This window comes from Rhodopila sp. (assembly GCF_035548095.1).
Lineage (GTDB): Bacteria > Pseudomonadota > Alphaproteobacteria > Acetobacterales > Acetobacteraceae > Rhodopila.
Map to the genome: position 1 here is coordinate 383,877 of NZ_DASZUV010000001.1, position 23,760 is coordinate 407,636.

The window sequence follows — 23,760 nt, forward strand, 5'->3', positions numbered from 1 at the left end:
CGCATTTGGGGGGACACGCGACAGCGAGATTCTTCGTCCACCCCCAATGCCAACTCTCTCCGCCACCGTAGCCCCGACATGCCGCGACTTTGCCGCGGCGCTTTGAGGCAACACGGAGGCACCCCATGCCCGACCAAACCGCGCAGGCTGCGATCCGCTACGTTCGCACGCATGAAGCGGCGCGCCTGCTCGGCCTCTCGGCGCGCACGCTGGAGAAATATCGCTGCCACGGCAGTGGGCCAACGTTCCGAAAGCTCGGCGGCCGCGTCGTTTATGCGGTCGACGATCTGAATGCCTGGGCAGACAGGTCCGCCTGCAGCTCGACATCCGACCCCCGTTACGTTGAGGCCCGCGCCGCTGGCCACGGCCAGCGCTGAGACGGGCGACGATGCGGCCGCGCCCCCTCCTCACAACCAGCGAGCGGAGCAAGCTCGAACCTTTCGTCGTCGCCACCGGCGACGCCAGCCCGCGCGACCAGCGCGACCTTATGGAGCGGCCATTCTTTTCGCTCGCCAAGGCCAGACGGACGGCACCCATCCGCTACGAGGCCGGTGATGTCCGCGTAGAGGTCTACGCCGTTCCCGAGCACGGCATGGCGACCATCTGGGACGCGGACGTGCTGATCTGGGCGGCGAGCCAGATCGTGGAGGCCGAGGACCTCGGCTACAAGACCTCGCGCTTTCTGCGCTTCACGCCATACCAGCTTCTCACGGCCGTCGGACGACAGACCGGCGCACGGGACTACAAGCTTCTGAAGGGCGCGCTCGCGCGCCTGCAATCCACCGTCATCCGCACCACCATCCGCGGCGGCGAACACTGGCGGCGACACCAGTTCTCCTGGATCAACGAATGGGAGGAGTGCACCACCCGCGACGGCCGCGTCGAGGGGATGGAGTTCGTTCTCCCCGATTGGTTCTATCGCGGCGTCATCGATCGCTCGCTCGTGCTCGCGATCGACCCGGCCTACTTCAGGCTGACTGGCGGCATTGAGCGCTGGCTCTACCGCGTCGCCCGCAAGCACGCGGGCCGTCAGCCGAAGGGCTGGCTGTTTGAAATTTCTCACCTCCATGAGAAGTCGGGCAGCCTGGTCCGCGTCTCGGATTTCGCGCTCCAGATTCGTCGGCTCGTCGCGAGGCAGTCGTTGCCTGGATACCGTCTCCGCTTGGAGCGCGACAGTCGCCGCGAATTACTGCGCATCCTACCGGCGCACCTGTCCACAGTCCCTGTGGATGGCGGTGTGGATGCGGCCGGGACTTCGCACGCAAATGACATCGGGACTTCGCACGCAGCGCTATCGGGACTTCGCACGCACGAACCGCAGCTAACGCTTTGGCCGGAAACCGCGAGCCCGGGCCTTAACTTAGAATCTAACTCAGAATCTAACTCTGTTGTTGGGCCAGCGCGATCCGCGGACAAACGCGCGGCGACATCCGCCACGACCAATCCCACCTCACGTAACCAGCCGACGCTGCCCTTTGGCCACAAGCCAGGAGGAAGGCGATGATCGTCGCGCTCCTCAATCAGAAGGGCGGCGTCGGCAAGACGACGCTCGCCCTTCATCTGGCCGGTGCGCTGGCGCTGCACGGCAGGCGCGTCACGCTGATCGACGCCGACCCCCAAGGCTCAGCGCTAGACTGGTCGCAGCAGCGCGCGCGGGAGAACGTATCGCGGCTGTTCGGCGTCGTGGGCTTGGCGCGTGACACCCTCCACCGCGAAGCGCCGGAGCTCGCGCGCACCGCCGATCACATCGTCATCGACGGGCCGCCTCGCGTCGCCAGCCTGATGCGCTCCGCTCTACTGGCGGCCGACCTCGTGCTGATCCCTGTGCAACCGTCACCGCTCGACGGCTGGGCCTCCGCCGAGATGCTGGAGCTGCTGCGCGAGGCGCGCATCTACCGCCCGCAACTCGCCGCCCGTTTCGTCCTCAACCGCTGCGGCGCGCGCACCGTCATCGCCCGCGAGACCGCCGAGACACTCGCCGAGCATGACCCAGCGGTGCTCGCGACTACCATCGGCCAGCGCGTCGTATTCGCCGAGTCCGCGCAGTCGGGTCGCCTGGTCTTCGAGGTGGCAGAACACACTGTAGCCGCGCGCGAGATTACCGCATTCGCCGCCGAGGTCGCGAGGCTAGCCCCATGACCGAGCGCCCCACCCGTCGCGGCTTCGCGGCGCGTCCCGGCGACGCCGAACGCTGGATCAAGACACCCGACGCGCCAGGAGCGCGCCCAGACGAGGCCTTGTCCTACACCGCGCGGCTGACGATCGACGTCACGCCGGGACTGCGCGGCCGTATCAAGGTCGCCGCCTTCCGGCGCGGGATCACCGTCGCCGACATGCTGCGCGACCTGCTGGCGCGCGAATTCCCCGCCGATCTCGGAGAACCCTGATGAACGACAACGAACCGTCGCCGCCGCGGAACGTGCCGCCGTCGCATCGGCGCACCATCGCGCTCACACAGGTCGAGCTGACGTGGATCGAGGAGAAGATCGAGCACTGGCTGCGCTTCGGCCGCAGCGTCGACGAACAGATCCTCGATCGCCGCCGCAGCGTTTCCTGCTTTCGGCCAGGCAGCATCTTCGCCTTCGTCCGCTGGGCTTCCAATGACTTCGGCACCGTCGTCTCGCGCATGGACATCGTGCGCGCGGTCGAGGCCGGGGCGCGCTACCAGACCCTACCGTTCGTGCGGCTTGGCGGCGAAATCCTCCTGCGCGTCGATAGCTGGCCGAAGGTCGAGCGCGTGCTGCAGGCGATCGACGCCGTCGAGGCCCTCGACATCGATCCTGCCGACGCCGCGCCGGAATACTGGCGGCATCTGCACAACCGTCTCGCCGCCGGCCACGAACCGCGTCCGTACACCCGCGAGCAGCATCAGGCTTGGCTGAAGCGCCGGAGCGTCATCCTATGACCCGCTTCGGCTACGTCATGTCGACGTACTTCGCCATGCTCGGCGTCGGTGCGCTGGCATTCTTCCATCCCGCGCCGCGGTTGATTTGGAACGCGACGGCCAGCACGCCCACGGGGCTTTACGCCTTGCACCCCGTTGGCCGGCTGCACGCGCTCGAACTGGTCGCGGTGCGCCCGCCCGAGCCCATCGCCAGCTTTCTTGCCGATGGCGGCTTCCTGCCCAAAGGCGTGCCGCTCTTGAAGCACGTCATGGCCGTGCCTGGGCAGACGGTTTGCCGGACAGGCGACGTCGTCACCGTCGACAAGGTCGAGGTCGGTGCGGCGCGTGACCGCGACCATCTTGGTCGTCCGCTCCCGCGCTGGAGCGGCTGCCACGCGCTCGGCGCTGGCGAAGTCTTCCTCATGAATCCGACCGTCCCGGACAGCCTGGACGGCCGCTATTTCGGACCGCTCCCCGTCACATCGCTCATCGCTCGCGCGGTCCCGCTGTGGACCGACGAAGCCGGCGACGGCCGCTTCGTGTGGCGCGCCGCGATCCAATGACCCGCTTTTCAACCCGCCAACAAAGGAGATTCCCATGGCGCAGATCGGTCAGTTCACCCGCGATAGATCCGGCTTCACCGGACGCATTCAGACGCTCTTCTTCTACCGAGACCTGTCCCTCGTGCCGGCCGAATCCTCGGATGCCGAGAACGCGCCCGACTACCGCATTCACATGGGCGACGCAGACGGCCCTGAGATCGGCGCGGGCTGGAAGCGCACCGGCGAGAAGGCTGGCGAATACGTCTCGCTGGTCATCGATGATCCTGCCCTCGCGCAGCCGATCCGCGCCAATCTCTTCCAGTCGGGCGACGATAAGTCTGCCTGGGTGCTGAATTGGAATCGGCCGCCCAAGCGCGGCGCGCGGGATTGAGCGCATGCGGTGCGCGCCTCTTCTGCTCGCCGGCGTCATAGCGATCGGGATGCCGACGGCCGCGGTCAACGCGCAGCCGGCGGCGGTCGCGATACAGGCCGCGACCGAGCCCTACACCGCGTTGATCGCCGAAGCTGCTCAGCGTTTCGCCATTCCGGCGGCGTGGATACGGGCCATTATGCGCATTGAGAGCGGCGGCGATCGGCATGCCATCTCGCCCAAGGGCGCGATGGGGTTGATGCAGCTCATGCCGGAGACGTGGGCGGCGCTTCGCGCGCGCTACGGCCTTGGGCGAGACCCTTTCGACCCGCACGATAACATCATCGCGGGCGCGGCCTTCCTGCGCGAGATGTTCGATCGCTACGGCTCGCCAGGCTTCTTCGCGGCCTACAATGCCGGGCCGGGGCGCTACGAGGATTACCGCGACCGCCGCCGTCCGCTGCCACCAGAGACGATCGCGTATGTGGCGGCGCTCGTCCCTTTTGTCGGGGGCGACGCGATCGATGGGCCTGCCCTTCCGGCGGCCTCCGATCCGTCGTCGTGGACACAGGCGCCGCTCTTCATCGTGCGGTCGGCAAGCGCTGAGCCTGCCGATCATCCGACGCCCAAACCGCAAAGTGACGACCGACCGACTGTCGTCCCTGTACGCGATGTCTCCGGAATCGCTCCGCAATCCGGCGGCCTGTTCGTTGCCGTTTCCGCAACAGGGCCGAAGCCATGATCCTGCGGCCCGTGCGCTTGCCTGATGTCGCGCTCGCCTCGCAAGCGGGCACGGCTCTTGGCGGAGGCGCGTTGGACGCCATGCCGATCAGGCGCCTCGGGATACGCGGGGGTCATCGGGTAGGCAGGCGCATAGGGGCGTGCTGCGGGGAAGAAGGAGCAGCGTTCGGGGTAGGCGTGCGGACAACAACTGACCGAGGGCCAGATAAAAGGCCGCAACGTGCGGCTCGGTCGGTCGGTTGTTTTTGCTTGGTTTTTTTCCTGATCCGGCAATGTGCGGCGTCCGCGCGCAATGTGCGCTCGCCCATTAACACGTTGCTGGCGCTGTCCTTTCCGCACATTGCCGAGGCCGCCCATGGCTGAGGAGAACGACTTCCAGCCCCGGCCAGGCCGCATCCGCTCCTCGCGCAGCCAGCGCGCCAAGCCGTTCATCGCCCAGGCGCTCGCCGCCGCCCAGCGCGCCGGCGGTGGCATCTCGCGGCAAGGCCTCCTCAGAAGCAAGAGCCGCTCGAGCTTCGGCCGCGGCCGCGTCGCCAGCGTACGGGCGAACCGCCTGCTGACCGGCCGGTCCCGGCTCGTGACGGTCAAGACGCGCGTCGTGCGTCATGCGGGGCGTTCGGCGCCGCTCGCCGACCATCTCGGCTACCTCCGGCGCGAGGGCGTCACTCGCGACGGGGAGAAGACCCGGCTGTTCGGCCCCGACACGGATGACGCCGATTCCAAGGCGTTCGCCGAGCGGTGCGAGAAGGACCGCCATCATTTCCGGTTCATCGTCTCGCCCGAGGACGCGCCGGAGATGGCTGACCTTCAGGGCTTCACCCGCGAACTGGTCGGCCAGATGGCGAAGGATCTCGGCACCAGGCTCGACTGGGTCGCCGTCGATCATTGGAACACCCAGCACCCGCACGTCCACATTATCGTGCGCGGCGTTGCCGACGACGGCCAGGACCTCGTCATCTCGCGCGACTACATCAAGGAAGGGATGCGCGCCCGCGCGCAGGACCTGGTCACGCAGGAGCTGGGGCTCCGCAGCGACCTCGATATCCGGCACGCGCTCGAACGCCAGGTGGAAGCCGAACGCTGGACGCAGCTCGATCGCCAACTGTCCCGCGACGCCGATCGGAATGGCGTCATCGACTTGGCTCCCGGCGCACAGCAGCCCGACGAATTCCACAGTCTGAAAGTTGGACGGCTACGCCATCTGGAGAGGCTCGGCCTCGCCCACCAGATCGGACCCGGCCAGTGGACGATGGTCGAGGCCGCGGAAGCGACGCTGCGCGAACTCGGCGAGCGCGGCGACATCATCAAACGCATCCATCGCAGCCTCACCGAACGCGGCATCGAGCGGGCGACCGCGAGCTATGTCCTCGCTGGCGAGAGCCTCGACGTCCCCGTCATAGGACGGCTCGTCGATCGCGGTCTGGACGACGAGCTGAAGGGCACGGCCTATGCCGTGGTCGACGGCGTCGACGGACGCACCCATCACATCAAATTCCCCGACCTCGACGCCGCCGGCGACAGCGCTGCCGGCTCGATCGTCGAGTTGCGCAAGTTCGATGACGCGCAAGGGCGGCGGCGCGTTGCGCTCGCCGTGCGCTCCGATCTTTCCATCGAGAGCCAGCTGACGGCCAGCGGAGCGACCTGGCTCGATCGGCAAGCGGTCGCGCGGGACCCTGTGGCGCTCGGCCAGACCGGGTTCGGCGCCGAGGTTCGCGACGCCATGGAGCGGCGGACCGATCAGCTGATTGAGCAGGGCCTCGCCGAACGCCAGCCGCGCGGCATCGTCTTCTCTCAGAACCTGATCGGAACGCTTCGCCGCCGGGAGGTCGAGGCCTTGGGAGAGCGGCTCGCGGCCGAGACAGGCCTACCGTTCAATCGGGCTGCGGCCGGCGAGTATGTCGCTGGCGCCTATCGGCAGCGCTTCGCGCTCGCCTCCGGCCGTTTCGCCATGATCGACGACGGGCTCGGCTTCCAGCTCGTTCCGTGGACGCCCTCACTTGAGAAGCAGCTCGGCCGCCACGTCTCCGGCGTCACCCGCGGCGACGGCGGGATCGATTGGGGCTTCGGGCGCAATCGGGGACTCGGCCTGTGAGCGACCCCACTGATAACGGAAGGACTTCTGCTGTGTCCGCGACCAAGATTCTCTGGGGTCAGATCATCACCGTCTTCGGCATCGTCTTGTTGGCGATCTGGACAGCGACCGAATGGACCGCCTGGCGCCTTGGCTTCCAGCCCGAGCTTGGGCGGCCGTGGTTCGAGCTGATGCATTTCCCCTTCTATCTGCCACCGGCCTTCTTCTGGTGGTGGTATGCCTATGACGCCTATGCCCCGTCGATCTTCATCGAGGGCGCCTACATCGCGGCGTCAGGCGGGCTGATCGCTGCGGCCGTCGCGATCGGCATGTCCGTCTGGCGCGCCCGTGAAGCGAGGAACGCCGAGACCTACGGCTCGGCCCGCTGGGCGCAGTTGAAGGAGATTGAGCAGGCTGGGCTGCTTGGTCCGGACGGCGTGGTGCTGGGCCGCCACCAGCGCAGCTACCTTCGCCATGACGGTCCCGAGCATGTGCTGTGCTTCGCCCCGACGCGGAGCGGCAAGGGCGTCGGCCTCGTCATTCCCTCGCTGCTCACCTGGCCGGGGTCGGCGATCGTCCACGACATCAAGGGCGAGAATTGGCAGCTCACCGCCGGCTTCCGTGCGCGGCACGGTCGCGTCCTGCTGTTCGATCCGACCAATGCGAAGTCCTCCGCGTACAATCCGCTGCTCGAGGTTCGGCGCGGCGAATGGGAAGTCCGCGACGTCCAAAACATCGCCGACATCCTCGTTGACCCGGAAGGCAGCCTTGAGAAGCGCAACCACTGGGAGAAGACCAGTCACGCGCTGCTGGTGGGCGCGATCCTGCACGTCCTCTATGCCGAGGCGGACAAGACGCTCGCCGGCGTCGCCGCTTTCCTTTCCGATCCGAAGCGGCCGATCGAGTCGACCTTAGCGGCGATGATGAAGACCGCCCATCTCGGCGAGGCCGGCGTTCATCCCGTGGTCGCCTCGGCCGCGCGCGAACTGCTGAACAAGTCGGGTAACGAACGGTCCGGCGTGCTCAGCACGGCCATGTCGTTCCTCGGCCTCTATCGCGATCCTGTCGTGGCCGAAGTGACGCGGCGCTGCGACTGGCGGATCGGCGACATCGTGGCCGGCGATCGGCCGACGACGCTCTACCTCGTGGTCCCACCCTCCGATATCAACCGCACCAAGCCGCTGACCCGCCTGATCCTCAATCAGATCGGCCGACGTTTGACTGAGGACCTGCAGGCAAAGGCCGGCCGGCGCAGGCTTCTTCTGATGCTCGACGAGTTTCCTGCCCTCGGCCGTCTCGACTTCTTCGAGTCGGCGCTGGCCTTCATGGCCGGCTATGGCATCAAGAGCTTTCTGATCGCGCAATCCCTGAACCAAATCGAGAAGGCCTACGGGCCCAACAACTCGATCCTCGACAACTGTCATGTCCGGGTCAGCTTCGCGACCAATGATGAGCGGACCGCCAAGCGGGTTAGCGATGCGCTCGGCACGGCCACCGAAATGAAAGCCATGAAGAACTACGCCGGGAGCCGCCTGTCCCCTTGGCTGGGTCACCTCATGGTCTCCCGCTCGGAAACGCCGCGCGCCCTGCTGACTCCCGGCGAGATCATGCAGCTCCCCCCCAGTGATGAGATCGTCATGGTCTCGGGCCTGCATCCGATCCGCGCGAAGAAAGCGCGCTACTATGAGGACGCGCGCTTTCAGGAGCGCATCTTACCGCCGCCGGCGCTGACCCAGCCGAAAGAGGGACGCTCCGACGACTGGAGCGCCCGTCCGCTACCGCCGCGCCCGTCGGCACCTGCGGTGCGCGACGACGAGGAAGCTGACGACGAGGATCCGAAGAATGCGGATCGCCGCAAGCAGCCAGAGCTGAGCCAGGAGACAGTCGAGAAGAAGGAACCGATCGAAAACGAGTTCGCCCTGGAGCCGGCCGACGAGCTGGAGGAGGACGCGCCCCGCATCGGCCGAATGAACGACCTGATGCAGGGCATCGCCCGCCAGGCCTCGCTCGACCCCGGCGACGACCTCGGACTGTGAGGCGCGTATGACGGCGAAGAAGAAGGCCCAGGTCTCGGTCTATCTCGACCCGCATGTCATGAAGGCGCTCTCCGCCTACGCCGCGCGCCGCGAGCAGCCGATGTCGCTCATCGCCGAAGCGGCCATCGCATCGTTCTTGTCACCCGATGCCGACGAGCGCCGCGAAGCGGCGATTGCCAAGAGGCTCGACCAGCAGGATCGTCGTTTGGCGCGGCTCGAACGTGATGTCTCGATAGGTGTCGAGACCTTGGCCTTGTTCATTCGCTTCTGGCTGAACACCACCCCGCCACTTCCCGAGCCGGCCGCCAAGGCCGCCCGTGCCCAGGCCGGCGCGCGTTATGACAACTTCATCACCACCCTGGGACGCCGCCTCAACGAGGGACCGAAGTTGAGGCAGGAGATCCCGGAAGATGTGCAAGACGACTCAAACCGCGCCCCGAATCTGCCGTAGATACATTGGCGCGTAGATGTGCGGGCGCCGTGCGATTGTCGAAACAAAACCGTATTGAGCGTACCCGAGCTGCGCCATCTACTCCCCGCGGTACAGGTGAAGAAATGCTCCAGGTGCACGACGGTCTATGGCTGGTTGAAGGCGACATTGTAAGTTTCTTCTGCGCGCCTTATCCGACGCGCTCCGTCATCGCGCGGCTGGCAGACGGTAGCCTGTGGGTGTGGTCGCCGGTGAAACTGACCGCGAACCTTCGCGTCGAGATGGATGGTCTCGGAGCTGTTCGCCACCTCGTAAGTCCGAACAAACTTCATCATCTCTACCTGGCGGAGTGGAAAGCTGCCTTTCCTGACGCTTCGTTGTGGGGGCCGCAGTCGACCATCAAGAAACGATCCGACCTGCCTTTCCGCGAAGCCTTGACGGACGTTCCGCCTCCCGAATGGCAACTCGACATCGATCAGGCATGGTTTCGAGGTTCATTCGCTATGGACGAGATCGTCTTCCTCCACCGCCCCTCCGCCACGATCATCATCGCCGATTTGATGCAAAGGTTCAGCGATCAGTTTCTCAGAGAACACTGGGGTCCGTGGCGCTTCTTCGCGCGCCTTGACGGACTCACCGAGGACCAAGCGCGCGCGCCGCTCGAATGGCGACTATCGTTTGTCAACCGAGCCCCAGCGCGGCGCGCACGCGACAAGATGCTCAGCTGGAATGGCCGCCAAGTAATCGTCGCGCACGGCGAGTGGCTGCGTTCAAACGCCAACGCCCAACTGGTGAAGTCCTTCAGTTGGCTAGGCTGACATTCTGATCGGCCCGCGTGCGATGAGAAAACTCTCCCGTTCTGCCTCATAGGGTCATAGCGACTCGCGCGGGGCTGTTCGTCTTCGTTCCCTTCATGCGCTAGGTGTCGCGACCGCTTTGAAGCGGGAAGATGAATTCGCACCCAGCAAGTATTTTTCCTCTGCTTTACGCTCGGCCACTACGCCGGCTGAATACTTGTTGAACTGCCGCATTTCCTGCCTCTTCTAATCATCCCCGTCGCCGATCGCCTGTGCGGTTGGCCTTATACGGGGACGATTGTGGCGGTTGCTCCACTCCATTCCGAGGCCTTCTCCCGCGGTGCGCGCATGCTGCGCACCGCCCTCGGCCCCGCCATCGCGACCTTCCTCGAAGACGCGTCGATCGTCGAGGTGATGCTCAATCCCGACGGCCGACTCTGGATCGACCGGCTGTCGGGCGGACTGGAGGACACCGGCCGTACCATGTCCGCCGCCGACGGCGAGCGGATCGTGCGCCTCGTGGCGCACCACGTCGGCGCCGAGGTCCATGCGGAAAGGCCGCGGGTCTCCGCCGAGCTGCCCGAGACGGGAGAGCGGTTCGAGGGGCTGCTACCGCCTGTCGTCACCGCGCCGGCCTTCGCGATCCGCAAGCCGGCCGTCGCCGTATTCACGCTCGACGACTATGTCGCTGCAGGAATCATGGTGGCCGCGCAAGCGCACCTGCTCCGCGAAGCCGTCGCCGCACGCAAAAACATCCTTGTCGCTGGCGGCACCGGCACCGGCAAGACGACCCTCACCAACGCCCTCTTGGCGGAGATCGCCGGCACCACCGACCGCGTCGTCCTGATCGAGGACACACGCGAGCTGCAATGCCAGGCGCCAAACCTGGTGGCGATGCGAACCAAGGATGGGGTCGCCTCGCTTTCCGACCTCGTCCGCTCTTCGCTCCGGCTGCGTCCTGACCGCATCCCCATCGGTGAGGTCCGCGGCGCCGAGGCGCTCGACCTTCTGAAGGCTTGGGGCACGGGCCACCCCGGCGGGATCGGGACGATCCACGCCGGAACAGCGCTCGGAGCGCTGCGCCGTCTCGAACAGCTCATCCAGGAAGCCGTCATCACCGTCCCCAAGGCGCTGCTCGCCGAGACCATCGATCTCGTCGCGGTGCTGCGCGGCCGCGGCAGCGACCGCCGCCTCTCCGAACTCGCTTTTGTCGCCGGTCTCGATCCCGCCACCGGCGATTACCGCGTCCAACCCGCCGAGGCGGGCGGCGATCTCGGAGACCTCTCATGATCCGCGCTCTCGCCAACGCCCGCCGCATGCAGCGGCGCGCCCTCGACGTCGTCACCCTTGCCACGCTTTCGCTGGCGTTCGCACCGGCGGCCTATGCCTCCGGCTCCTCCATGCCGTGGGAGACGCCGCTCAACTCCATCCTGGAATCGGTGCAGGGGCCCGTCGCCAAGATCATCTCGGTGATCATCATCACGGTGACCGGCCTGACGCTCGCGTTCGGTGACACATCCGGGGGCTTTCGCCGCCTGATCCAGATCGTCTTCGGCCTGTCGATCGCGTTCGCCGCGTCGAGCTTCTTCCTGACCTTCTTCAGCTTCTCGGGCGGAGCGCTGGTCTGATGGCCGCGATCGTCGATCCCGATGTGCCCGGCTTCTTCGCGCCGGTTCACCGCGCGCTCACCGATCCCATCCTGATGGGCGGAGCGCCGCGGACGGTGGCGATCGCTAACGGCACCATCGCTGCGGCGATCGCGCTCGGCCTGAGGCTCTGGATTCCCGGCGCGCTGCTTTGGGCGGTCGGCCACGCGGCGGCGGTCTGGGCCGCCAAGCGGGATCCCCTGTTCGTCGACGTCGTCCGTCGGCACCTCCGTTATCCCGCACATCTGGGCGTGTGAGGACGCGATGCTGAACCTCGCCGAATATCGCAGCCGCCCCGCCAGCCTCGCCGACTTCTTGCCGTGGGCCGCCTTGGTCGAAGAAGGCGTCGTGCTCAACAAGGACGGGTCGTTCCAGCGCACGGCGCACTTTCGCGGTCCGGACCTCGACAGCGCCACCCCCGCCGAGCTGGTCGCCGTCACGTCGCGGCTGAACAATGCACTGCGCCGTCTCGGCTCCGGCTGGGCGATCTTTGTCGAGGCGCAGCGGATCGCGGCGCAGACCTATCCGCATTCGACCTTTTCCGATCCCGCCTCGGCGCTTGTCGATCTCGAACGGCAGGACGCCTTCGAGGAAGCGGGCGCGCACTTCGAAAGCCGATATTTCCTCACTTTCGTTTGGCTGCCGCCAGCCGAAGACGCCTCGCGCATCGAGAGCTGGCTCTACGAGGGCCGCGCCCGGAGCGGCCTCGATCCCTGGGAGCTGTTGCGCGGCTTCATCGATCGCACCAACCGCGTGCTCCAACTGGTCGAGGGCTTCATGCCCGAGGTGGGCTGGCTCGATGACGGCGAGACGCTGACCTACCTGCACTCGACCATCTCGACGAGGGCGCAGCGCGTGCGCGTGCCCGAGACGCCGATGCACCTTGATGCGCTCTTGGCCGACGAGCCGCTCGCCGGCGGTCTCGAGCCGCGGCTCGGCGGTCATCACCTGCGGACGCTCACCGTTGTCGGCTTCCCGACCGCGACCCATCCCGGCATCCTTGACGAGCTGAACCGGCTCGCCTTCCCGTACCGCTGGTCCACCCGCGCGGTCCTCCTCGACAAGACCGAAGCGGTCAAGCTGCTGACCAAGATCCGCCGCCAGTGGTTCGCCAAGCGCAAGTCCATCGCCGCCATCGTCAAGGAGGTGATGACCAACGAGGCCTCGACGCTGGTCGATAGCGACGCCGCGAACAAAGCCGCCGACGCCGACATGGCGCTGCAGGAATTGGGCACCGACGATGTCGGCCAGACCTATGTCACCGCGACCGTCACCGTGTGGGACGAGGACGCCGGTCTCGCCTCCGAGAAGCTCCGGCTCGTCGAGAAGGTGATCCAGGGCCGCGACTTCACCTGCATCCCGGAAGGCGTGAACGCGCTGGAGGCCTGGCTCGGGTCCATTCCCGGCCACGCCTATGCGAACGTCCGCCAACCGCCCGTCTCGACGCTCAATCTCGCGCACATGATTCCGCTCTCGGCGGTCTGGGCCGGCCCCGCGCGCGATGAGCATTTCAAGGCCCCGCCGCTCTTGTTCGGCAAGACCGAGGGCTCGACGCCGTTTCGGCTCAGCCTCCATGTCGGCGATGTCGGTCACACGCTGATCGTCGGGCCGACCGGGGCAGGCAAGTCCGTCCTGCTGTCGCTGATGGCGATGCAGTTCCGCCGCTACCGCAACAACCAAATCTTCGCCTTCGATTTCGGCGGCTCGATTCGCACGGCGGCGCTCGCGATGGGCGGGGACTGGCACGATCTTGGCGGCAGCCTGTCTGCCGGCTCGGAGCATTCCGTCTCTCTGCAACCGCTCGCGCGCATCGACGATCCGGCCGAGCGCGCCTGGGCGGCGGAGTGGGTGGCGGCGATCCTGGCCAAGGAAGGCGTCACCATCGATCCGACCGCGAAGGAGCATGTCTGGTCGGCGCTGACGTCGCTCGCCTCGTCGCCCGTGGGCGAGCGCACCATCACGGGCCTCGCCGTCCTGCTGCAATCGACAGCCCTGAAGCAGGCGCTTCAGCCTTATTGCGTGGGCGGTCCGTCGGGACGGCTCCTGGACGCAGAGACGGAACAACTCGGCTCCGCATCGGTCCAGGCCTTCGAAACCGAAGGGCTGATCGGCGCTGGCGCGGCGCCCGCCGTACTGACCTATCTGTTCCACCGCATCGAGGGTCGCCTTGATGGCCGACCGACCTTGCTCATCATCGACGAGGGCTGGCTGGTCCTCGACGATCCGGCCTTCGCGCAGCAATTGCGTGAGTGGCTGAAGACGCTGCGCAAGAAGAACGCGTCCGTCGTCTTCGCGACCCAGTCGCTCTCCGACATCGACGGCAGCAACATCGCGCCGGCCATCGTCGAGAGCTGCCCGACGCGCATCTTCCTCCCGAACGAGCGTGCGATCGAACCGCAGATCACCACGATCTACCGTCGCTTCGGCCTCAACGATCGCCAGATCGAGATCCTCGCCCGCGCGACGCCGAAGCGTGACTACTACTGCCAATCGCGACGCGGCAATCGTCTCTTTGAGCTGGGACTCGGCCCCGTCGCGCTCGCCTTCTGTGCGGCGTCAGCCAAGGCCGATCACGCCGCGATCGAACGGCTCGTCGCCGAGCATGGCCGCGAGGCCTTCACGCACGCCTGGCTCGCCAGCCACGAACTTCTGTGGGCCGCCGATCTCATTCCCGAGCTCACCAATCTGGAGAAACTGACATGATCAAGCTGCGCACTCTCGCGGCGGCGAGCGCCGTTGCACTGGTCCTCTGCGGCTCCGCCGCGCCGGCGTCGGCGCAGCTCACCGTCTTCGACCCCACCAACTTCAGCCAGAACGTGCTGACGGCGGCCCGCGAGCTGCAGCAGATCAACAACCAGATCACGATGCTGACCAACCAGGCGGCGTCACTCGTCAACCAGGCCCGCAACCTCGCCAATCTGCCGATGTCGACGCTGGCGCAGCTTCAGTCGTCAATCACCCAGACCCAGTCGCTGCTCAGCCAAGCGCAGAACATCGCCTTCAACGTCCAACGCGTCGAGCAGGCTTTCTCGACCAGCTACGGCGCGGCGGCTGGGACGGGATCCACCGCAACCATGGTCGCCAACGCCCAGGCGCGTTGGCAGAATTCGGTCGGGGCCTTTGAGGACAGCCTGAAGGTTCAGGCCGGCGTCGTCGGCAACATCCCGATCAATTCCAGCGCCATGACCTCGCTGGTCACCGCCAGCCAGAGCGCGACGGGCGCGCTGCAGGCGGCGCAGGCCGGCAACCAGCTCCTGGCGCTGCAATCGCAGCAACTCTCTGACCTGGTCGCGGTGCTGTCGGCCAAGAGTCGCGCCGACGCGCTGGAGCAGGCGCGCGCCGCTTCCGCCGAGGCGCAGGGCCAGCAGAACTACAAGACCTTCTCGACGCGCACCGGCTACCAGCCCGGCAACGTCACCATGTTCAGCGGCAATTGAGGCGCCGCGATGCTGGGCAGGTCGGACACCTTCCGCGTCGTCGCGATCATCGCGCTGATCGCCGTCGTGGTCGTGAGCCTGGTCGCGATTCACCAGCGGCCCGCGGCGCCGGCGGTCGAGACGCCTTCGGCTGTCGCCAGCCCAGCATCCGATGACCTCTCGGCCGAGCTGCGCCGCTGCAGCGCGCTCGGCCCGCAGGACGCCGAGGACGCGCGCTGTGTGGCGGTCTGGGAGGAGAACCGCCGGCGCTTCTTCGGCAGGCCGGCGCGGCCTCTGCCGCCACAAGCTGCCCCGGGCGCGGCTGCGCCGGCCACCAACGCCAAGGGAGATGCGCGATGAACAATGTCGGCGTCATCGACACCTTCCTCAACACGTTCACGACCTACATCGATTCAGGCTTCGGTTTGATCAAGGGCGAGGTCGGATATCTGTCCTCGGCCTTGATCGTGATCGACATCACGCTGGCGGGTCTGTTCTGGGCCTGGGGCGCCGACGAGGACATCCTCCAGCGTCTGGTGAAGAAGACGCTCTACATCGGCTTCTTCGCCTTCATCATCACCAACTTCAACAACCTCTCGGCGATTGTCTTCAACAGCTTCGCTGGCATCGGCCTCAAGGCCGGCGGTTCCACGATCTCGACGGCCGATTTCCTTCGGCCAGGCCGGCTCGCTCAGACCGGCTTGGATGCGGCTCAGCCGCTGCTCGATGCGGCCAGTCAGATGATGGGCTTCACCAGCTTCTTCGCAAACTTCGTCCAGATCGCAGTGCTGATGGTGTCGTGGCTCTTGGTGCTGATCGCCTTCTTCATCCTGGCGGTGCAGCTCTTCGTCAGCCTGATTGAATTCAAGCTGACGACGCTCGCGGGTTTCATCCTGATTCCCTTCGCCCTATTCAACAAGACGGCCTTTCTCGCCGAGAAGGTGTTGGGCAACGTTGTGGCATCGGGAATCAAAATAATGGTTCTCGCCGTCATTGTCGGGATCGGCACCGGCCTCTTCTCGCAATTCACCACCAGCTACACCGGCGGCGAGCCGACCATCGAGCAGGCGCTGTCCGTCGTACTCGCCGCGCTTGCGATGGTCGGACTCGGTATCTTTGGGCCAGGTATCGCCAACGGGCTGGTCTCCGGTGCGCCGCAGCTTGGCGCCGGTGCGGCCGTGGGCACGGGCATCGCGGTCGCAGGCACCGCGATGGCGGGTGCCGGTGCCGCCGGTCTTGCGGCGCGGGGCGCGATGGCGGCTGCCTCCGGTTCGGCCGCCGCGGTGCGCGGAGGTGCGGCTCTCGCGGGCGGTGCGAGTACCGCCTACACGCTATCTTCCGCAGGCCAATCCGGCGCTGCGGGCGTGGCGTCTGGCGTTGCCGGTGTTGGCCGCGCAGCCGGGAGTGCCGCGATTGCACCCGTGAGGGCTGCTGCCTCTCGCGCTGCTGGGGCCGTTAAGGAGAGCTTCGCCACCGGCGCCCGGTCCAGCTTCGCCGCGACCGGAGGTTCTTCGACACAAGGAACGGTCGGCGGCAACGCGGCTGCCAATGGCCCCGTCAATGCCGGGGCGGGCGGAGCGGCCAGTTCTTCGGCATCGGCGGCACCCGCCTGGGCGCAGCGCCTGAAGCACAAGCAGGCAATGGCGCGCGGCGCAGAGGCCGCAGCGCAGGCCGTCAAATCCGGCGACAGCCATGGTGGCGGCCATTCCGTCAATCTCTCGGGAGGAGAATAGACATGGCGATCTTTCGCCGGTCGACGGTGCGTTACGGCCGCACCCCTGAGCCGGAAACACCCTACCAGCGGGCCGCTCAGGTCTGGGACGAGCGCATCGGCTCCGCCCGCGTCCAGGCGAAAAACTGGCGCCTGATGGCCTTCGGTTCGCTCGCCCTGTCGATCGGTCTGGCCGGAGGGCTGGTCTGGCAATCGACCCACGGCACGATCGTCCCCTGGGTCGTCCAGGTGGACAAGCTCGGCCAGGCCCAGACGGTGGCGCCGGCAACGGCGGGCTACACACCCAGCGATCCGGAGATTGCCTGGTATCTGGCGCATTTTATTGAGCTGGTCCGCTCTCTCCCGGCCGATCCCATCATCGTGCGTCAGGACTGGCTCGAGGCGTATGACTTCGTGACGACCTCGGGTGCTGCCGCCCTTAACGATTATGCGCGGTCGAATGATCCGTTTGCGCGCCTCGGCAAGCAGCAGGTGGCTGTGGACGTTTCCAGTGTCATCCGCGCCTCGCCGAGCAGCTTCCGCGTGGAGTGGGTGGAACGCCAGTACCAGGACGACGCGCTCGCCAGCACCACACGGTGGACCGCGATCCTCACCATCGCGATCCAGCCGCCCACTGACGCCGACACGCTGCGGAAAAATCCGCTCGGCATCTACGTCACCGCCATCAACTGGTCACAGGAGTTGAGCCAATGAGAACGCCGGTTTTTCGCACAGCCGGAAAGCCGGCTTGCCTCGTTGCCGCCAATTCGCCGAGCCGGAAAGGAGGGTTTACGCCTTTCCGTAAATCCGGCTTGGCGATTCTACTTCTATCCGCCTCTGCACTTGGCGGATGCGCGCATAATTTCATCCCGCCGCAGATCAACTACGATGACGCGCAGCCCGCCAAGCTCGTTGCCGATCCACCGGCGCCCGTCGACATTGTGACCCTGCCGCAGCCCTTGCCGCTGCCCGGCCAACTGAAGCCGATGACCCGCAGCAAGCCGGCCCCTGAGCCGGCTAATCCCACGGTGCGTGTGAACGAAGCCAATGCCGCTGCACGGGTGCAGCCAGTCATCGCCGGCTTCGTCAACGCGGTGCAGGTCTATCCCTATTCCAGTGGGGCGCTCTACCAAGTTTACACTTCGCCGGGCGAGATCACCGACATCGCGTTGCAGGATGGCGAACAGCTCGCCGGCACCGGCCCGGTCGCTGCTGGCGACACGGTGCGATGGATCATCGGCGACACGACCAGCGGTGCGGGCGTGACCAAGAAGGTTCATATCCTGGTCAAGCCGACCCGGCCGGATCTCACCACCAATCTCATCATCAACACCGACCGGCGCACCTATCTTCTGGAGCTGCATTCCACGCCCAGCACCTACATGGCCTCGGTGTCGTGGCAGTATCCCGAGGACGAACTCATCGCGCTGCGCCAGCAGAATCAGCAGGCCGAAGCCGCGGCGCCGATCGATAGCGGCATCGACATCTCCGCGCTCAATTTCCGCTACGCCATCCAAGGCGACGATGCACCCTGGCGGCCGCTACGTGCCTTCGATGATGGGCAGAAAGTCTATATCGAGTTCCCAGCCGGCATTGCCCAGGGCGAGATGCCGCCACTCTTCGTCGTCGGCCCGGCAGGCGGCGATGAGCTGGTCAATTACCGGGTCCGCGACAATTACTACATCGTGGACCGGCTCTTCGCGGCCGCCGAACTGCGGCTGGGCGACAAGAACAGTGAGCAGCGGGTGCGCATCGTCCGCACCGACGGCAGGCCGCAATCATGAGCGGAGAAGACACCGGGGCTCCCGCGCCCGGCGCACCGCCCGATCTGCGGCTGCGTGGGGAACAGCCGCGCGTGACCCGCCTGTCGCGCAAGGCCCTGGTCCTGCTCGGCTCCACCTCATCCATCGCCATCGCTGCGGCGCTGGGCTACGCGCTCCATACGCAAAACAGCAGCTCGACCGGACAGAACCTCCTCAATACCCAGAATCTTCCTTCGGCCGATGATCTTGCAGGCTTGCCGAAGGATTATACTGGCCTGCCGCGGCAAGCGCCGCCCCTTGGGCCGGCCTTGCCAGGCGATCTCGGTAAGCCGATCCTGAACGCGGGTGCGGCGTCGAATACCGTGACGGCGGGCGCCGGACCGGACGCGGAAGCACAGCGGCTTGCCCAGGAAACTGAGGCGGCGCGCGTGAGCCAACTTTTCGCGCAGATCAATCAGCAGGCGCAGCCGGCCGCTATGTCCATTCCGGCCGGTGCCTCCAGTGCTTCAGCAAGCACGGCTCAGACGCCGCCCGTTGACGCCGGCGCGGCGCAAAACATGCAGGATCGCAAGACCGCCTTCCTGAACGCCGCACCCGATCAGGAGACCACCAGCCCGCAACGGCTTCAGACGGCCGCGTCATCCTACGTCGTGCAGGCGGGCTCCGTGATCCCCGCCGCGCTGATCACCGGCATCCAGTCCGATCTGCCCGGCCAGATCACCGCCCAGGTCACGGAGGACGTCTATGACAGCCCGACGGGGCGGTATCTGCTGATCCCCCAGGGTGCTCGCTTGATCGGCCAATATGACAGCTCGGTTGCCTTCGGGCAGAGCCGTGTGCTGCTTGTCTGGACGCGGCTGATCATGCCGAACGGCACCTCGATCGTGCTGGAGCGCCTGCCAGGCGCAGACACCGCAGGCTATGCTGGGCTGGAGGACGGCGTCAATTACCACTGGTGGCAGCTCTTCAAAGGAGCCGTGCTCTCGACCATCCTCAGCGTTGGCGCCGAGGCGGGAACCAGCGACTCCGAGAACAACCTCGCCCAGGCCCTCCGTGAAGGCGCCTCGAACAGCATCAGCGAGACAGGGCAGCAGATCGTTCAACGTCAGCTCAATATCCAGCCCACGCTGACCATCCGGCCGGGATTCCCGGTCAGGGTGATCGTCACCCACGATCTCGTGCTATCGCCTTACGGACAGGCAGGAGCCTCGCCATGACCAGGCTTAAACTCGGGGCGATCGCCGACCACAGACCCGTCAAGGTTAATCTCGAATTGCCAGCCGGCGTGCATCGCGAACTGGTCGCGTACGCCGAGGTCCTCAGTCAGACGACTGGGCAGGCTGTGCCTGATCCGACAAAGCTAATCGTACCGATGATTGAACAGTTTATGGCAACCGACCGCGAATTCGTGAAAGCGCGGCGTGCAGGCAGTCAGTTCGCCCCTCCGACCCACGAAAGATCAGGGTAGCGTTCGCGAAGCAGGGTCAAAAATGCCTGCAAGGATGGATTGTCATTCGATCGCTTCCAACAGGTGCAGAATCCGACGCGGCTAGGACCATCGTCGTCATAGACTTCGCGGAAGGTTACGCCCGGGAACGTCGCACCAGTTGCCCCCTCCAAAGCAAGTAAAAGTCCCCAGCCGACCCCTACCAAAGTCAACAGGCGGTCGAGGCCAGTGTCATGTCGAATAACCCGATAAGATTGGGGATTGCCGATCTTGAGCGCCAGCAGCTTCATGAACTCCGGTCCAGGTCCGCGTTGAGGCACAAGCAATCGTTCCTTCCGGAGTTCGTGCCATTGTACCACCTCGTGGGCACTGAGCGGATGGTCAGCCGGAATTGCGACAACGACCCGTTCACTCCAAACGGGCAGCATCTTGTCAGTCCATTGGGAATTGCCGTCGGCAACAAATGCGACGTCGATCGCCGAACTCGCGAGATCGGACAGCAGATGTTCACTGGAGCCGTCGACAATGTAGGTCTCTACATCTGGAAAGCGATGACGATGATCCACAAGCGTCGCTTTGAGGTTGCCGGCGGTCAGGGACGCATGAACTCCAATCGTGAGGCGGCCATGCTCTCCCCGAGAGCGTGTCTTGAAGCGAGTGGTGATTGCTTCGGTGTCATCGAGAATACGCCGTGCCGACTCTAAAAACTCTTGACCCGGGACTGTTGGCCTGGTGCCTCCATTCGTTCGTTCGAACAGCTTGGCGTCCAGTTGATACTCAAGTTGCCGAAGGCGGCGACAAAGTGTTGATTCGCGGACATTGAGCGCATCTGCGGCCCGCCGAAGGCTTCGGTGCTGAGCGGCGATAATCGCCCACTTCAGGTCGCGAAGCTCGACTGGCATGAAGCATCCTCTAGCAATGCAGCATCAAGATCCCAGTCGCCGAAGACAGGCGAGTGCAACTCCGGCATGCGGTGGCTTCTACCAGTCCCGTATCTGATCTTGGCCATCGCCTCATTCCGCCTGGATTTGTGCGACGCGCCGGGGATAAATGGCAAAGAAGGCATCCAGCGCGACGGCGACCTGATGCTCGATGTCCGGCGGCTTGGAGGGCATCTCCGTGTCAAGGAGCAGGTCCTCGATAAGCCTACCAAGGCAAAGCGCGAAGAATTGCTTCGTCGCTCGTTTAACGTCGGTGATAGGCAACACACCTGCTTTCGCCGCTTCCTCCAAATAGCGTGACAGCTTCTGGTGTGCTGGCTGTAGTCCGGTCTCAACGAAATAGCGGCCAATTTCGGGAAATCGTTGACGCTCGTGTATGACACTGCGATAGAGAGCCATTACCGTTGCGTCTGAAAACATGGCGATGTAGCGGTATCCGATCATTCGCAACCGCGCATTGATATCGTCGGCCGGTTCGGGTAGCTCGAAGGCCGTGGCGGCGCATTGCCTGATCGCACTCATCATGAACTCCGTGAAAAGCTCATGCTTATTGGAGAAGTACAAATAGAGGGTGGCCTTGGAGCAGCCGATCGCATTGGAGATCCGCGACATCGAGGCTCCCAAGAATCCATATTCAAGAAACACTCGACCAGCCCGGCGCAGGATCAGCGTCCGCCGTCCTGGTGATTGAGCGCGCCTCATCACCTGTGCTCACTGGCTTGCGTGCTTGCTCGCCAAAGCTGACTCATTGCATGAACCAACCATGGCTGACCACGATCGATTGGCCGGTGAGCGCATTGGATGGAAAGCTGGCCAGGAAGACAGCGCAGCGCGCCACGTCTTCGATTGTCGTGAACTCGCCGTCGACGGTGTCTTTCAGCATCACCTTTTTGATGACGTCGTCCTCGCTGATGCCAAGCTCGCGGGCCTGCTCAGGAATCTGCTTGTCCACCAGAGGCGTGCGTACGAAGCCAGGGCAGATCACGTTGGCCCGCACGCCGTGCGCGGCACCTTCCTTCGCCACCACTTTGGCCAGCCCTTCCAGGCCGTGCTTGGCGGTGACGTAGGGCGCTTTGAGTACCGATGCCTCCTTGGAGTGGACGGAACCCATGTAGATGATTGAGCCTGATCCGACCGGGTACATATATTTGAGACAGGCGCGCGTCGTGAGGAAGGCACCATCCAGGTGAACGGCAAGAAGGGTTTTCCAGTCGGAAAACTTGAACTCCTCCAGTGGCCCAACGATCTGAATGCCGGCGTTGGAGACAAGGATGTCGATCGCGCCAAAATGTCTCGCTACCTGATCCACACCCGCCTCGACCTGATCTTCGTTGCTAACATCCATCCCGACACTGAGTGACCGGCTCCCGCCCGGGTCCAACATGGTCGCTGCAAGGCGCGCATGATCAAGATCACGGTCGGCGATCGCTACGCATGCGCCGTGAGCAAGAAATTCCTTGGCGATTTCCATGCCGATGCCGCTTGCGGCGCCGGTGACGAGGGCGATCTTGTTCGTGAGGTTCATGATCTGACCTTTCTGGTTGTAAAACGACGATTGTCTGTGCCTGGATTCTCTTTGGGATGTGCATCGACGCGGAGCCGCTCGGCGGGGATCGCGGGCGGGCGAGGAGGACGAAGGAGCTGGCCCCGTTCTCGGGCATCCTTCAGCGTTCTTTTGACGAGATCGAAGCCCTCGGCGCGATGGCGCATGATGGTTTCGTAGGAAAAGTCGTAGTCGCGGGAGGATGCCTCACCGGGGCTGCGCGGCCGCTGGAACCGAGTGATACGGAGGGCTGCTCCATCACCCATCAACTGGATGTACCGAGGATGCTGTTCGACGCGGCGGCGGGTCTCCTGATCGACATCCGAGAGGATGACCGTGACCATTTCGCGATAGGCATCGGTCAGTTCCCGAACCCGAGCATCGTTCTGCACCCGCTCGGCGTAAACAATCTCGTCGCGGCGCGCGAGCACCTCCATAAGATTTTGCGGAAGTGGCGCTTCACCGGAATACAGGTCAACGATGTAGACTTGCTTGCCGTCCGGACCGATGCGATCGGCGACCAGCTCCAGCGGCGAATTGCTGATGATACCGCCGTCCCAATATGCCTTGCCGCCAACCACGCTCCACGGAAATCCGGGTGGCAAGCTGCCGCTCGCGAGGATATGGTCGGGGGTGAGATCATCGACATAGCTGTCGAACACCTCCAGCTTGCCACTGGCAACATCAACGGCACCCACGAATAGGCGCACGGGGCTTTGCTTGAGCGCGTCGAAATCGACATACTGCGTGATAAGCTGCTTCATCGGCGATACGTCATAGAAGCTCGTCCAAGCCTCGAATGGGTTGCTGAACGGCGGCAGCCACCGTGGCTTGAAGAAGTTCGGTACGCCGAACATCAGGATCTGCGTGGCGACCGCGGCGCGCCGCAGGTCCTCGAAAGGCAGCGGCGGCGAAGCGACGCTCAGACCGTGCCAAAAGGATTCCAGCGCTTCGGTCGCGTGGCGGGGATTCGCCGCAACGATCGCTCCATTGAGCGCCCCAATGGAGACTCCGGCCACGACATCGGGAAAGACGCCCTCGGCTTCCAGCGCCTTGACCACCCCGCATTCGAAGGCGCCCAGCGCGCCGCCGCCCTGCAACACCAACACCGTTTGTGCTGGGATAGTGTCCAACTGGAAATTCGGGTCGCTGAGACGGGCCTGGTGCCGCTCGACATTCACCCGGTAACGGATCAGGCCCTCGGCTAAGCGTGTTTCGCTGGCAGGCCGCCCAAGGGAGAATAAGGCTTTGGGCACGCCGTCGGTCAGATAAAAGAGCGCGAAAGAGTGCTCATCAAGGGAACCACGCGCCACGCGATGCGCACCGGCTTCCGGCATCCCCAGGACGTCGAAACCTAGCTCGCCGATCTGACAATAGAAGTAGGAAACTTCGTCGAAACGTTCACGGTGGCCCAGCATGTTG

General features: G+C 65.1%; 27 protein-coding genes. 23 read left to right on the top strand and 4 right to left on the bottom strand.

Translation table 11 applies throughout. The features are described 5' to 3' along the window. Nucleotides 1-125: 125 nt before the first annotated feature. From VHC04_RS01680 to VHC04_RS01790, 23 genes are all read left to right on the top strand, one after another. Nucleotides 126-377 carry a helix-turn-helix transcriptional regulator gene (locus tag VHC04_RS01680; RefSeq protein ID WP_325677282.1) on the top strand — a complete coding sequence of 84 codons (252 nt, stop codon included), beginning with the start codon at nucleotides 126-128 and terminating at the stop codon, nucleotides 375-377. A gap of 11 nt (nucleotides 378-388) precedes the next feature. Further along, on the top strand, nucleotides 389-1,504 hold the full coding sequence (locus tag VHC04_RS01685; RefSeq protein WP_325677285.1) for a replication initiator protein A: 1,116 nt from the start codon (nucleotides 389-391) through the stop codon (nucleotides 1,502-1,504). Further along, nucleotides 1,501-2,139, top strand: a complete 639-nt coding sequence (parA, locus tag VHC04_RS01690; RefSeq protein ID WP_325677287.1) for a ParA family partition ATPase — start codon at nucleotides 1,501-1,503, stop codon at nucleotides 2,137-2,139. The genes VHC04_RS01685 and parA overlap by 4 nt, the downstream gene beginning before the upstream one ends. Then, nucleotides 2,136-2,387: a hypothetical protein gene (locus VHC04_RS01695; RefSeq protein WP_325677289.1), complete on the top strand. Its 252-nt coding sequence runs from the start codon at nucleotides 2,136-2,138 to the stop codon at nucleotides 2,385-2,387. Before parA ends, VHC04_RS01695 begins: the two co-directional genes overlap by 4 nt. After that, on the top strand, nucleotides 2,387-2,905 hold the full coding sequence (locus VHC04_RS01700; protein ID WP_325677291.1) for a DUF2840 domain-containing protein: 519 nt from the start codon (nucleotides 2,387-2,389) through the stop codon (nucleotides 2,903-2,905). Before VHC04_RS01695 ends, VHC04_RS01700 begins: the two co-directional genes overlap by 1 nt. Continuing rightward, nucleotides 2,902-3,447 (top strand): S26 family signal peptidase, encoded by a 546-nt coding sequence (locus tag VHC04_RS01705; protein WP_325677293.1) that lies wholly within the window; start codon nucleotides 2,902-2,904, stop codon nucleotides 3,445-3,447. Before VHC04_RS01700 ends, VHC04_RS01705 begins: the two co-directional genes overlap by 4 nt. A gap of 34 nt (nucleotides 3,448-3,481) precedes the next feature. Then, a complete protein-coding gene (locus VHC04_RS01710; protein WP_325677296.1) occupies nucleotides 3,482-3,817 on the top strand; it encodes a DUF736 domain-containing protein in 336 nt (111 codons plus the stop codon). A gap of 4 nt (nucleotides 3,818-3,821) precedes the next feature. Beyond that, nucleotides 3,822-4,538, top strand: coding sequence for a lytic transglycosylase domain-containing protein (locus tag VHC04_RS01715; RefSeq protein ID WP_325677298.1), 717 nt, complete (start codon nucleotides 3,822-3,824; stop codon nucleotides 4,536-4,538). Between the two features lie 354 nt (nucleotides 4,539-4,892). Further along, on the top strand, nucleotides 4,893-6,629 hold the full coding sequence (locus tag VHC04_RS01720; protein ID WP_325677300.1) for a relaxase/mobilization nuclease domain-containing protein: 1,737 nt from the start codon (nucleotides 4,893-4,895) through the stop codon (nucleotides 6,627-6,629). A 32-nt stretch (nucleotides 6,630-6,661) separates the two neighbouring features. Then, nucleotides 6,662-8,644 carry a conjugal transfer protein TraG gene (locus VHC04_RS01725; protein WP_325677302.1) on the top strand — a complete coding sequence of 661 codons (1,983 nt, stop codon included), beginning with the start codon at nucleotides 6,662-6,664 and terminating at the stop codon, nucleotides 8,642-8,644. A 7-nt stretch (nucleotides 8,645-8,651) separates the two neighbouring features. Next, complete coding sequence (locus tag VHC04_RS01730; protein WP_325677304.1) at nucleotides 8,652-9,095, top strand: CopG family transcriptional regulator; 444 nt, start codon at nucleotides 8,652-8,654, stop codon at nucleotides 9,093-9,095. Between the two features lie 104 nt (nucleotides 9,096-9,199). After that, nucleotides 9,200-9,892 carry a DUF4336 domain-containing protein gene (locus tag VHC04_RS01735; protein WP_325677306.1) on the top strand — a complete coding sequence of 231 codons (693 nt, stop codon included), beginning with the start codon at nucleotides 9,200-9,202 and terminating at the stop codon, nucleotides 9,890-9,892. Between the two features lie 327 nt (nucleotides 9,893-10,219). After that, entirely contained in the window at nucleotides 10,220-11,161 is a 942-nt protein-coding gene (gene trbB / locus VHC04_RS01740; protein WP_325677308.1) for a P-type conjugative transfer ATPase TrbB, read from the top strand. Next, on the top strand, nucleotides 11,158-11,499 hold the full coding sequence (locus VHC04_RS01745) for a TrbC/VirB2 family protein (protein WP_408903763.1): 342 nt from the start codon (nucleotides 11,158-11,160) through the stop codon (nucleotides 11,497-11,499). Before trbB ends, VHC04_RS01745 begins: the two co-directional genes overlap by 4 nt. Beyond that, a complete protein-coding gene (locus VHC04_RS01750; protein ID WP_325677310.1) occupies nucleotides 11,499-11,774 on the top strand; it encodes a VirB3 family type IV secretion system protein in 276 nt (91 codons plus the stop codon). The genes VHC04_RS01745 and VHC04_RS01750 overlap by 1 nt, the downstream gene beginning before the upstream one ends. A 7-nt stretch (nucleotides 11,775-11,781) precedes the next feature. Next, nucleotides 11,782-14,220 carry a conjugal transfer protein TrbE gene (gene trbE, locus VHC04_RS01755; protein WP_325677312.1) on the top strand — a complete coding sequence of 813 codons (2,439 nt, stop codon included), beginning with the start codon at nucleotides 11,782-11,784 and terminating at the stop codon, nucleotides 14,218-14,220. Continuing rightward, nucleotides 14,217-14,954 (top strand): P-type conjugative transfer protein TrbJ, encoded by a 738-nt coding sequence (gene trbJ, locus VHC04_RS01760; RefSeq protein ID WP_325677314.1) that lies wholly within the window; start codon nucleotides 14,217-14,219, stop codon nucleotides 14,952-14,954. Before trbE ends, trbJ begins: the two co-directional genes overlap by 4 nt. Before the next feature lie 9 nt (nucleotides 14,955-14,963). Then, nucleotides 14,964-15,293 carry a putative entry exclusion protein TrbK-alt gene (gene trbK-alt / locus VHC04_RS01765; RefSeq protein WP_325677316.1) on the top strand — a complete coding sequence of 110 codons (330 nt, stop codon included), beginning with the start codon at nucleotides 14,964-14,966 and terminating at the stop codon, nucleotides 15,291-15,293. Continuing rightward, nucleotides 15,290-16,666, top strand: coding sequence for a P-type conjugative transfer protein TrbL (trbL, locus tag VHC04_RS01770; RefSeq protein ID WP_325677318.1), 1,377 nt, complete (start codon nucleotides 15,290-15,292; stop codon nucleotides 16,664-16,666). Before trbK-alt ends, trbL begins: the two co-directional genes overlap by 4 nt. A 2-nt stretch (nucleotides 16,667-16,668) precedes the next feature. Beyond that, complete coding sequence (gene trbF / locus VHC04_RS01775) at nucleotides 16,669-17,358, top strand: conjugal transfer protein TrbF (RefSeq protein WP_325677320.1); 690 nt, start codon at nucleotides 16,669-16,671, stop codon at nucleotides 17,356-17,358. Beyond that, the gene (gene trbG, locus VHC04_RS01780) at nucleotides 17,355-18,428 is read left to right on the top strand and encodes a P-type conjugative transfer protein TrbG (RefSeq protein ID WP_325677322.1); all 1,074 of its coding nucleotides are present in this window, start codon (nucleotides 17,355-17,357) and stop codon (nucleotides 18,426-18,428) included. The genes trbF and trbG overlap by 4 nt, the downstream gene beginning before the upstream one ends. Then, a complete protein-coding gene (locus tag VHC04_RS01785; RefSeq protein ID WP_325677324.1) occupies nucleotides 18,425-19,624 on the top strand; it encodes a TrbI/VirB10 family protein in 1,200 nt (399 codons plus the stop codon). The genes trbG and VHC04_RS01785 overlap by 4 nt, the downstream gene beginning before the upstream one ends. Further along, entirely contained in the window at nucleotides 19,621-19,875 is a 255-nt protein-coding gene (locus VHC04_RS01790) for a DUF2274 domain-containing protein (protein WP_325677326.1), read from the top strand. Before VHC04_RS01785 ends, VHC04_RS01790 begins: the two co-directional genes overlap by 4 nt. Here the strand turns inward: VHC04_RS01790 and VHC04_RS01795 are convergent. The 4 genes from VHC04_RS01795 to VHC04_RS01810 form a co-directional block, all read right to left on the bottom strand. Then, nucleotides 19,839-20,756, bottom strand: coding sequence for a LysR family transcriptional regulator (locus VHC04_RS01795; RefSeq protein ID WP_325677328.1), 918 nt, complete (start codon nucleotides 20,754-20,756; stop codon nucleotides 19,839-19,841). The genes VHC04_RS01790 and VHC04_RS01795 overlap by 37 nt on opposite strands. A gap of 111 nt (nucleotides 20,757-20,867) precedes the next feature. Continuing rightward, complete coding sequence (locus VHC04_RS01800; RefSeq protein ID WP_325677330.1) at nucleotides 20,868-21,497, bottom strand: TetR/AcrR family transcriptional regulator; 630 nt, start codon at nucleotides 21,495-21,497, stop codon at nucleotides 20,868-20,870. A gap of 43 nt (nucleotides 21,498-21,540) precedes the next feature. Further along, on the bottom strand, nucleotides 21,541-22,320 hold the full coding sequence (locus tag VHC04_RS01805) for a 3-hydroxybutyrate dehydrogenase (RefSeq protein ID WP_325677332.1): 780 nt from the start codon (nucleotides 22,318-22,320) through the stop codon (nucleotides 21,541-21,543). Next, a complete protein-coding gene (locus VHC04_RS01810; protein ID WP_325677465.1) occupies nucleotides 22,317-23,756 on the bottom strand; it encodes a patatin-like phospholipase family protein in 1,440 nt (479 codons plus the stop codon). The genes VHC04_RS01805 and VHC04_RS01810 overlap by 4 nt, the downstream gene beginning before the upstream one ends. Between the last annotated feature and the right edge of the window lie 4 nt (nucleotides 23,757-23,760).

Coding starts and splice junctions, on each gene's coding strand:
- VHC04_RS01680 (WP_325677282.1), top strand. CDS start 126: ATGCCCGACCAAACCGCGCAGGCTGCGATCCGCTACGTTCGCACGCAT.
- VHC04_RS01685 (WP_325677285.1), top strand. CDS start 389: ATGCGGCCGCGCCCCCTCCTCACAACCAGCGAGCGGAGCAAGCTCGAA.
- parA (WP_325677287.1), top strand. CDS start 1,501: ATGATCGTCGCGCTCCTCAATCAGAAGGGCGGCGTCGGCAAGACGACG.
- VHC04_RS01695 (WP_325677289.1), top strand. CDS start 2,136: ATGACCGAGCGCCCCACCCGTCGCGGCTTCGCGGCGCGTCCCGGCGAC.
- VHC04_RS01700 (WP_325677291.1), top strand. CDS start 2,387: ATGAACGACAACGAACCGTCGCCGCCGCGGAACGTGCCGCCGTCGCAT.
- VHC04_RS01705 (WP_325677293.1), top strand. CDS start 2,902: ATGACCCGCTTCGGCTACGTCATGTCGACGTACTTCGCCATGCTCGGC.
- VHC04_RS01710 (WP_325677296.1), top strand. CDS start 3,482: ATGGCGCAGATCGGTCAGTTCACCCGCGATAGATCCGGCTTCACCGGA.
- VHC04_RS01715 (WP_325677298.1), top strand. CDS start 3,822: ATGCGGTGCGCGCCTCTTCTGCTCGCCGGCGTCATAGCGATCGGGATG.
- VHC04_RS01720 (WP_325677300.1), top strand. CDS start 4,893: ATGGCTGAGGAGAACGACTTCCAGCCCCGGCCAGGCCGCATCCGCTCC.
- VHC04_RS01730 (WP_325677304.1), top strand. CDS start 8,652: ATGACGGCGAAGAAGAAGGCCCAGGTCTCGGTCTATCTCGACCCGCAT.
- VHC04_RS01735 (WP_325677306.1), top strand. CDS start 9,200: ATGCTCCAGGTGCACGACGGTCTATGGCTGGTTGAAGGCGACATTGTA.
- trbB (WP_325677308.1), top strand. CDS start 10,220: ATGCTGCGCACCGCCCTCGGCCCCGCCATCGCGACCTTCCTCGAAGAC.
- VHC04_RS01745 (WP_408903763.1), top strand. CDS start 11,158: ATGATCCGCGCTCTCGCCAACGCCCGCCGCATGCAGCGGCGCGCCCTC.
- VHC04_RS01750 (WP_325677310.1), top strand. CDS start 11,499: ATGGCCGCGATCGTCGATCCCGATGTGCCCGGCTTCTTCGCGCCGGTT.
- trbE (WP_325677312.1), top strand. CDS start 11,782: ATGCTGAACCTCGCCGAATATCGCAGCCGCCCCGCCAGCCTCGCCGAC.
- trbJ (WP_325677314.1), top strand. CDS start 14,217: ATGATCAAGCTGCGCACTCTCGCGGCGGCGAGCGCCGTTGCACTGGTC.
- trbK-alt (WP_325677316.1), top strand. CDS start 14,964: ATGCTGGGCAGGTCGGACACCTTCCGCGTCGTCGCGATCATCGCGCTG.
- trbL (WP_325677318.1), top strand. CDS start 15,290: ATGAACAATGTCGGCGTCATCGACACCTTCCTCAACACGTTCACGACC.
- trbF (WP_325677320.1), top strand. CDS start 16,669: ATGGCGATCTTTCGCCGGTCGACGGTGCGTTACGGCCGCACCCCTGAG.
- trbG (WP_325677322.1), top strand. CDS start 17,355: ATGAGAACGCCGGTTTTTCGCACAGCCGGAAAGCCGGCTTGCCTCGTT.
- VHC04_RS01785 (WP_325677324.1), top strand. CDS start 18,425: ATGAGCGGAGAAGACACCGGGGCTCCCGCGCCCGGCGCACCGCCCGAT.
- VHC04_RS01790 (WP_325677326.1), top strand. CDS start 19,621: ATGACCAGGCTTAAACTCGGGGCGATCGCCGACCACAGACCCGTCAAG.
- VHC04_RS01795 (WP_325677328.1), bottom strand. CDS start 20,756: ATGCCAGTCGAGCTTCGCGACCTGAAGTGGGCGATTATCGCCGCTCAG.
- VHC04_RS01800 (WP_325677330.1), bottom strand. CDS start 21,497: ATGAGGCGCGCTCAATCACCAGGACGGCGGACGCTGATCCTGCGCCGG.
- VHC04_RS01805 (WP_325677332.1), bottom strand. CDS start 22,320: ATGAACCTCACGAACAAGATCGCCCTCGTCACCGGCGCCGCAAGCGGC.
- VHC04_RS01810 (WP_325677465.1), bottom strand. CDS start 23,756: ATGCTGGGCCACCGTGAACGTTTCGACGAAGTTTCCTACTTCTATTGT.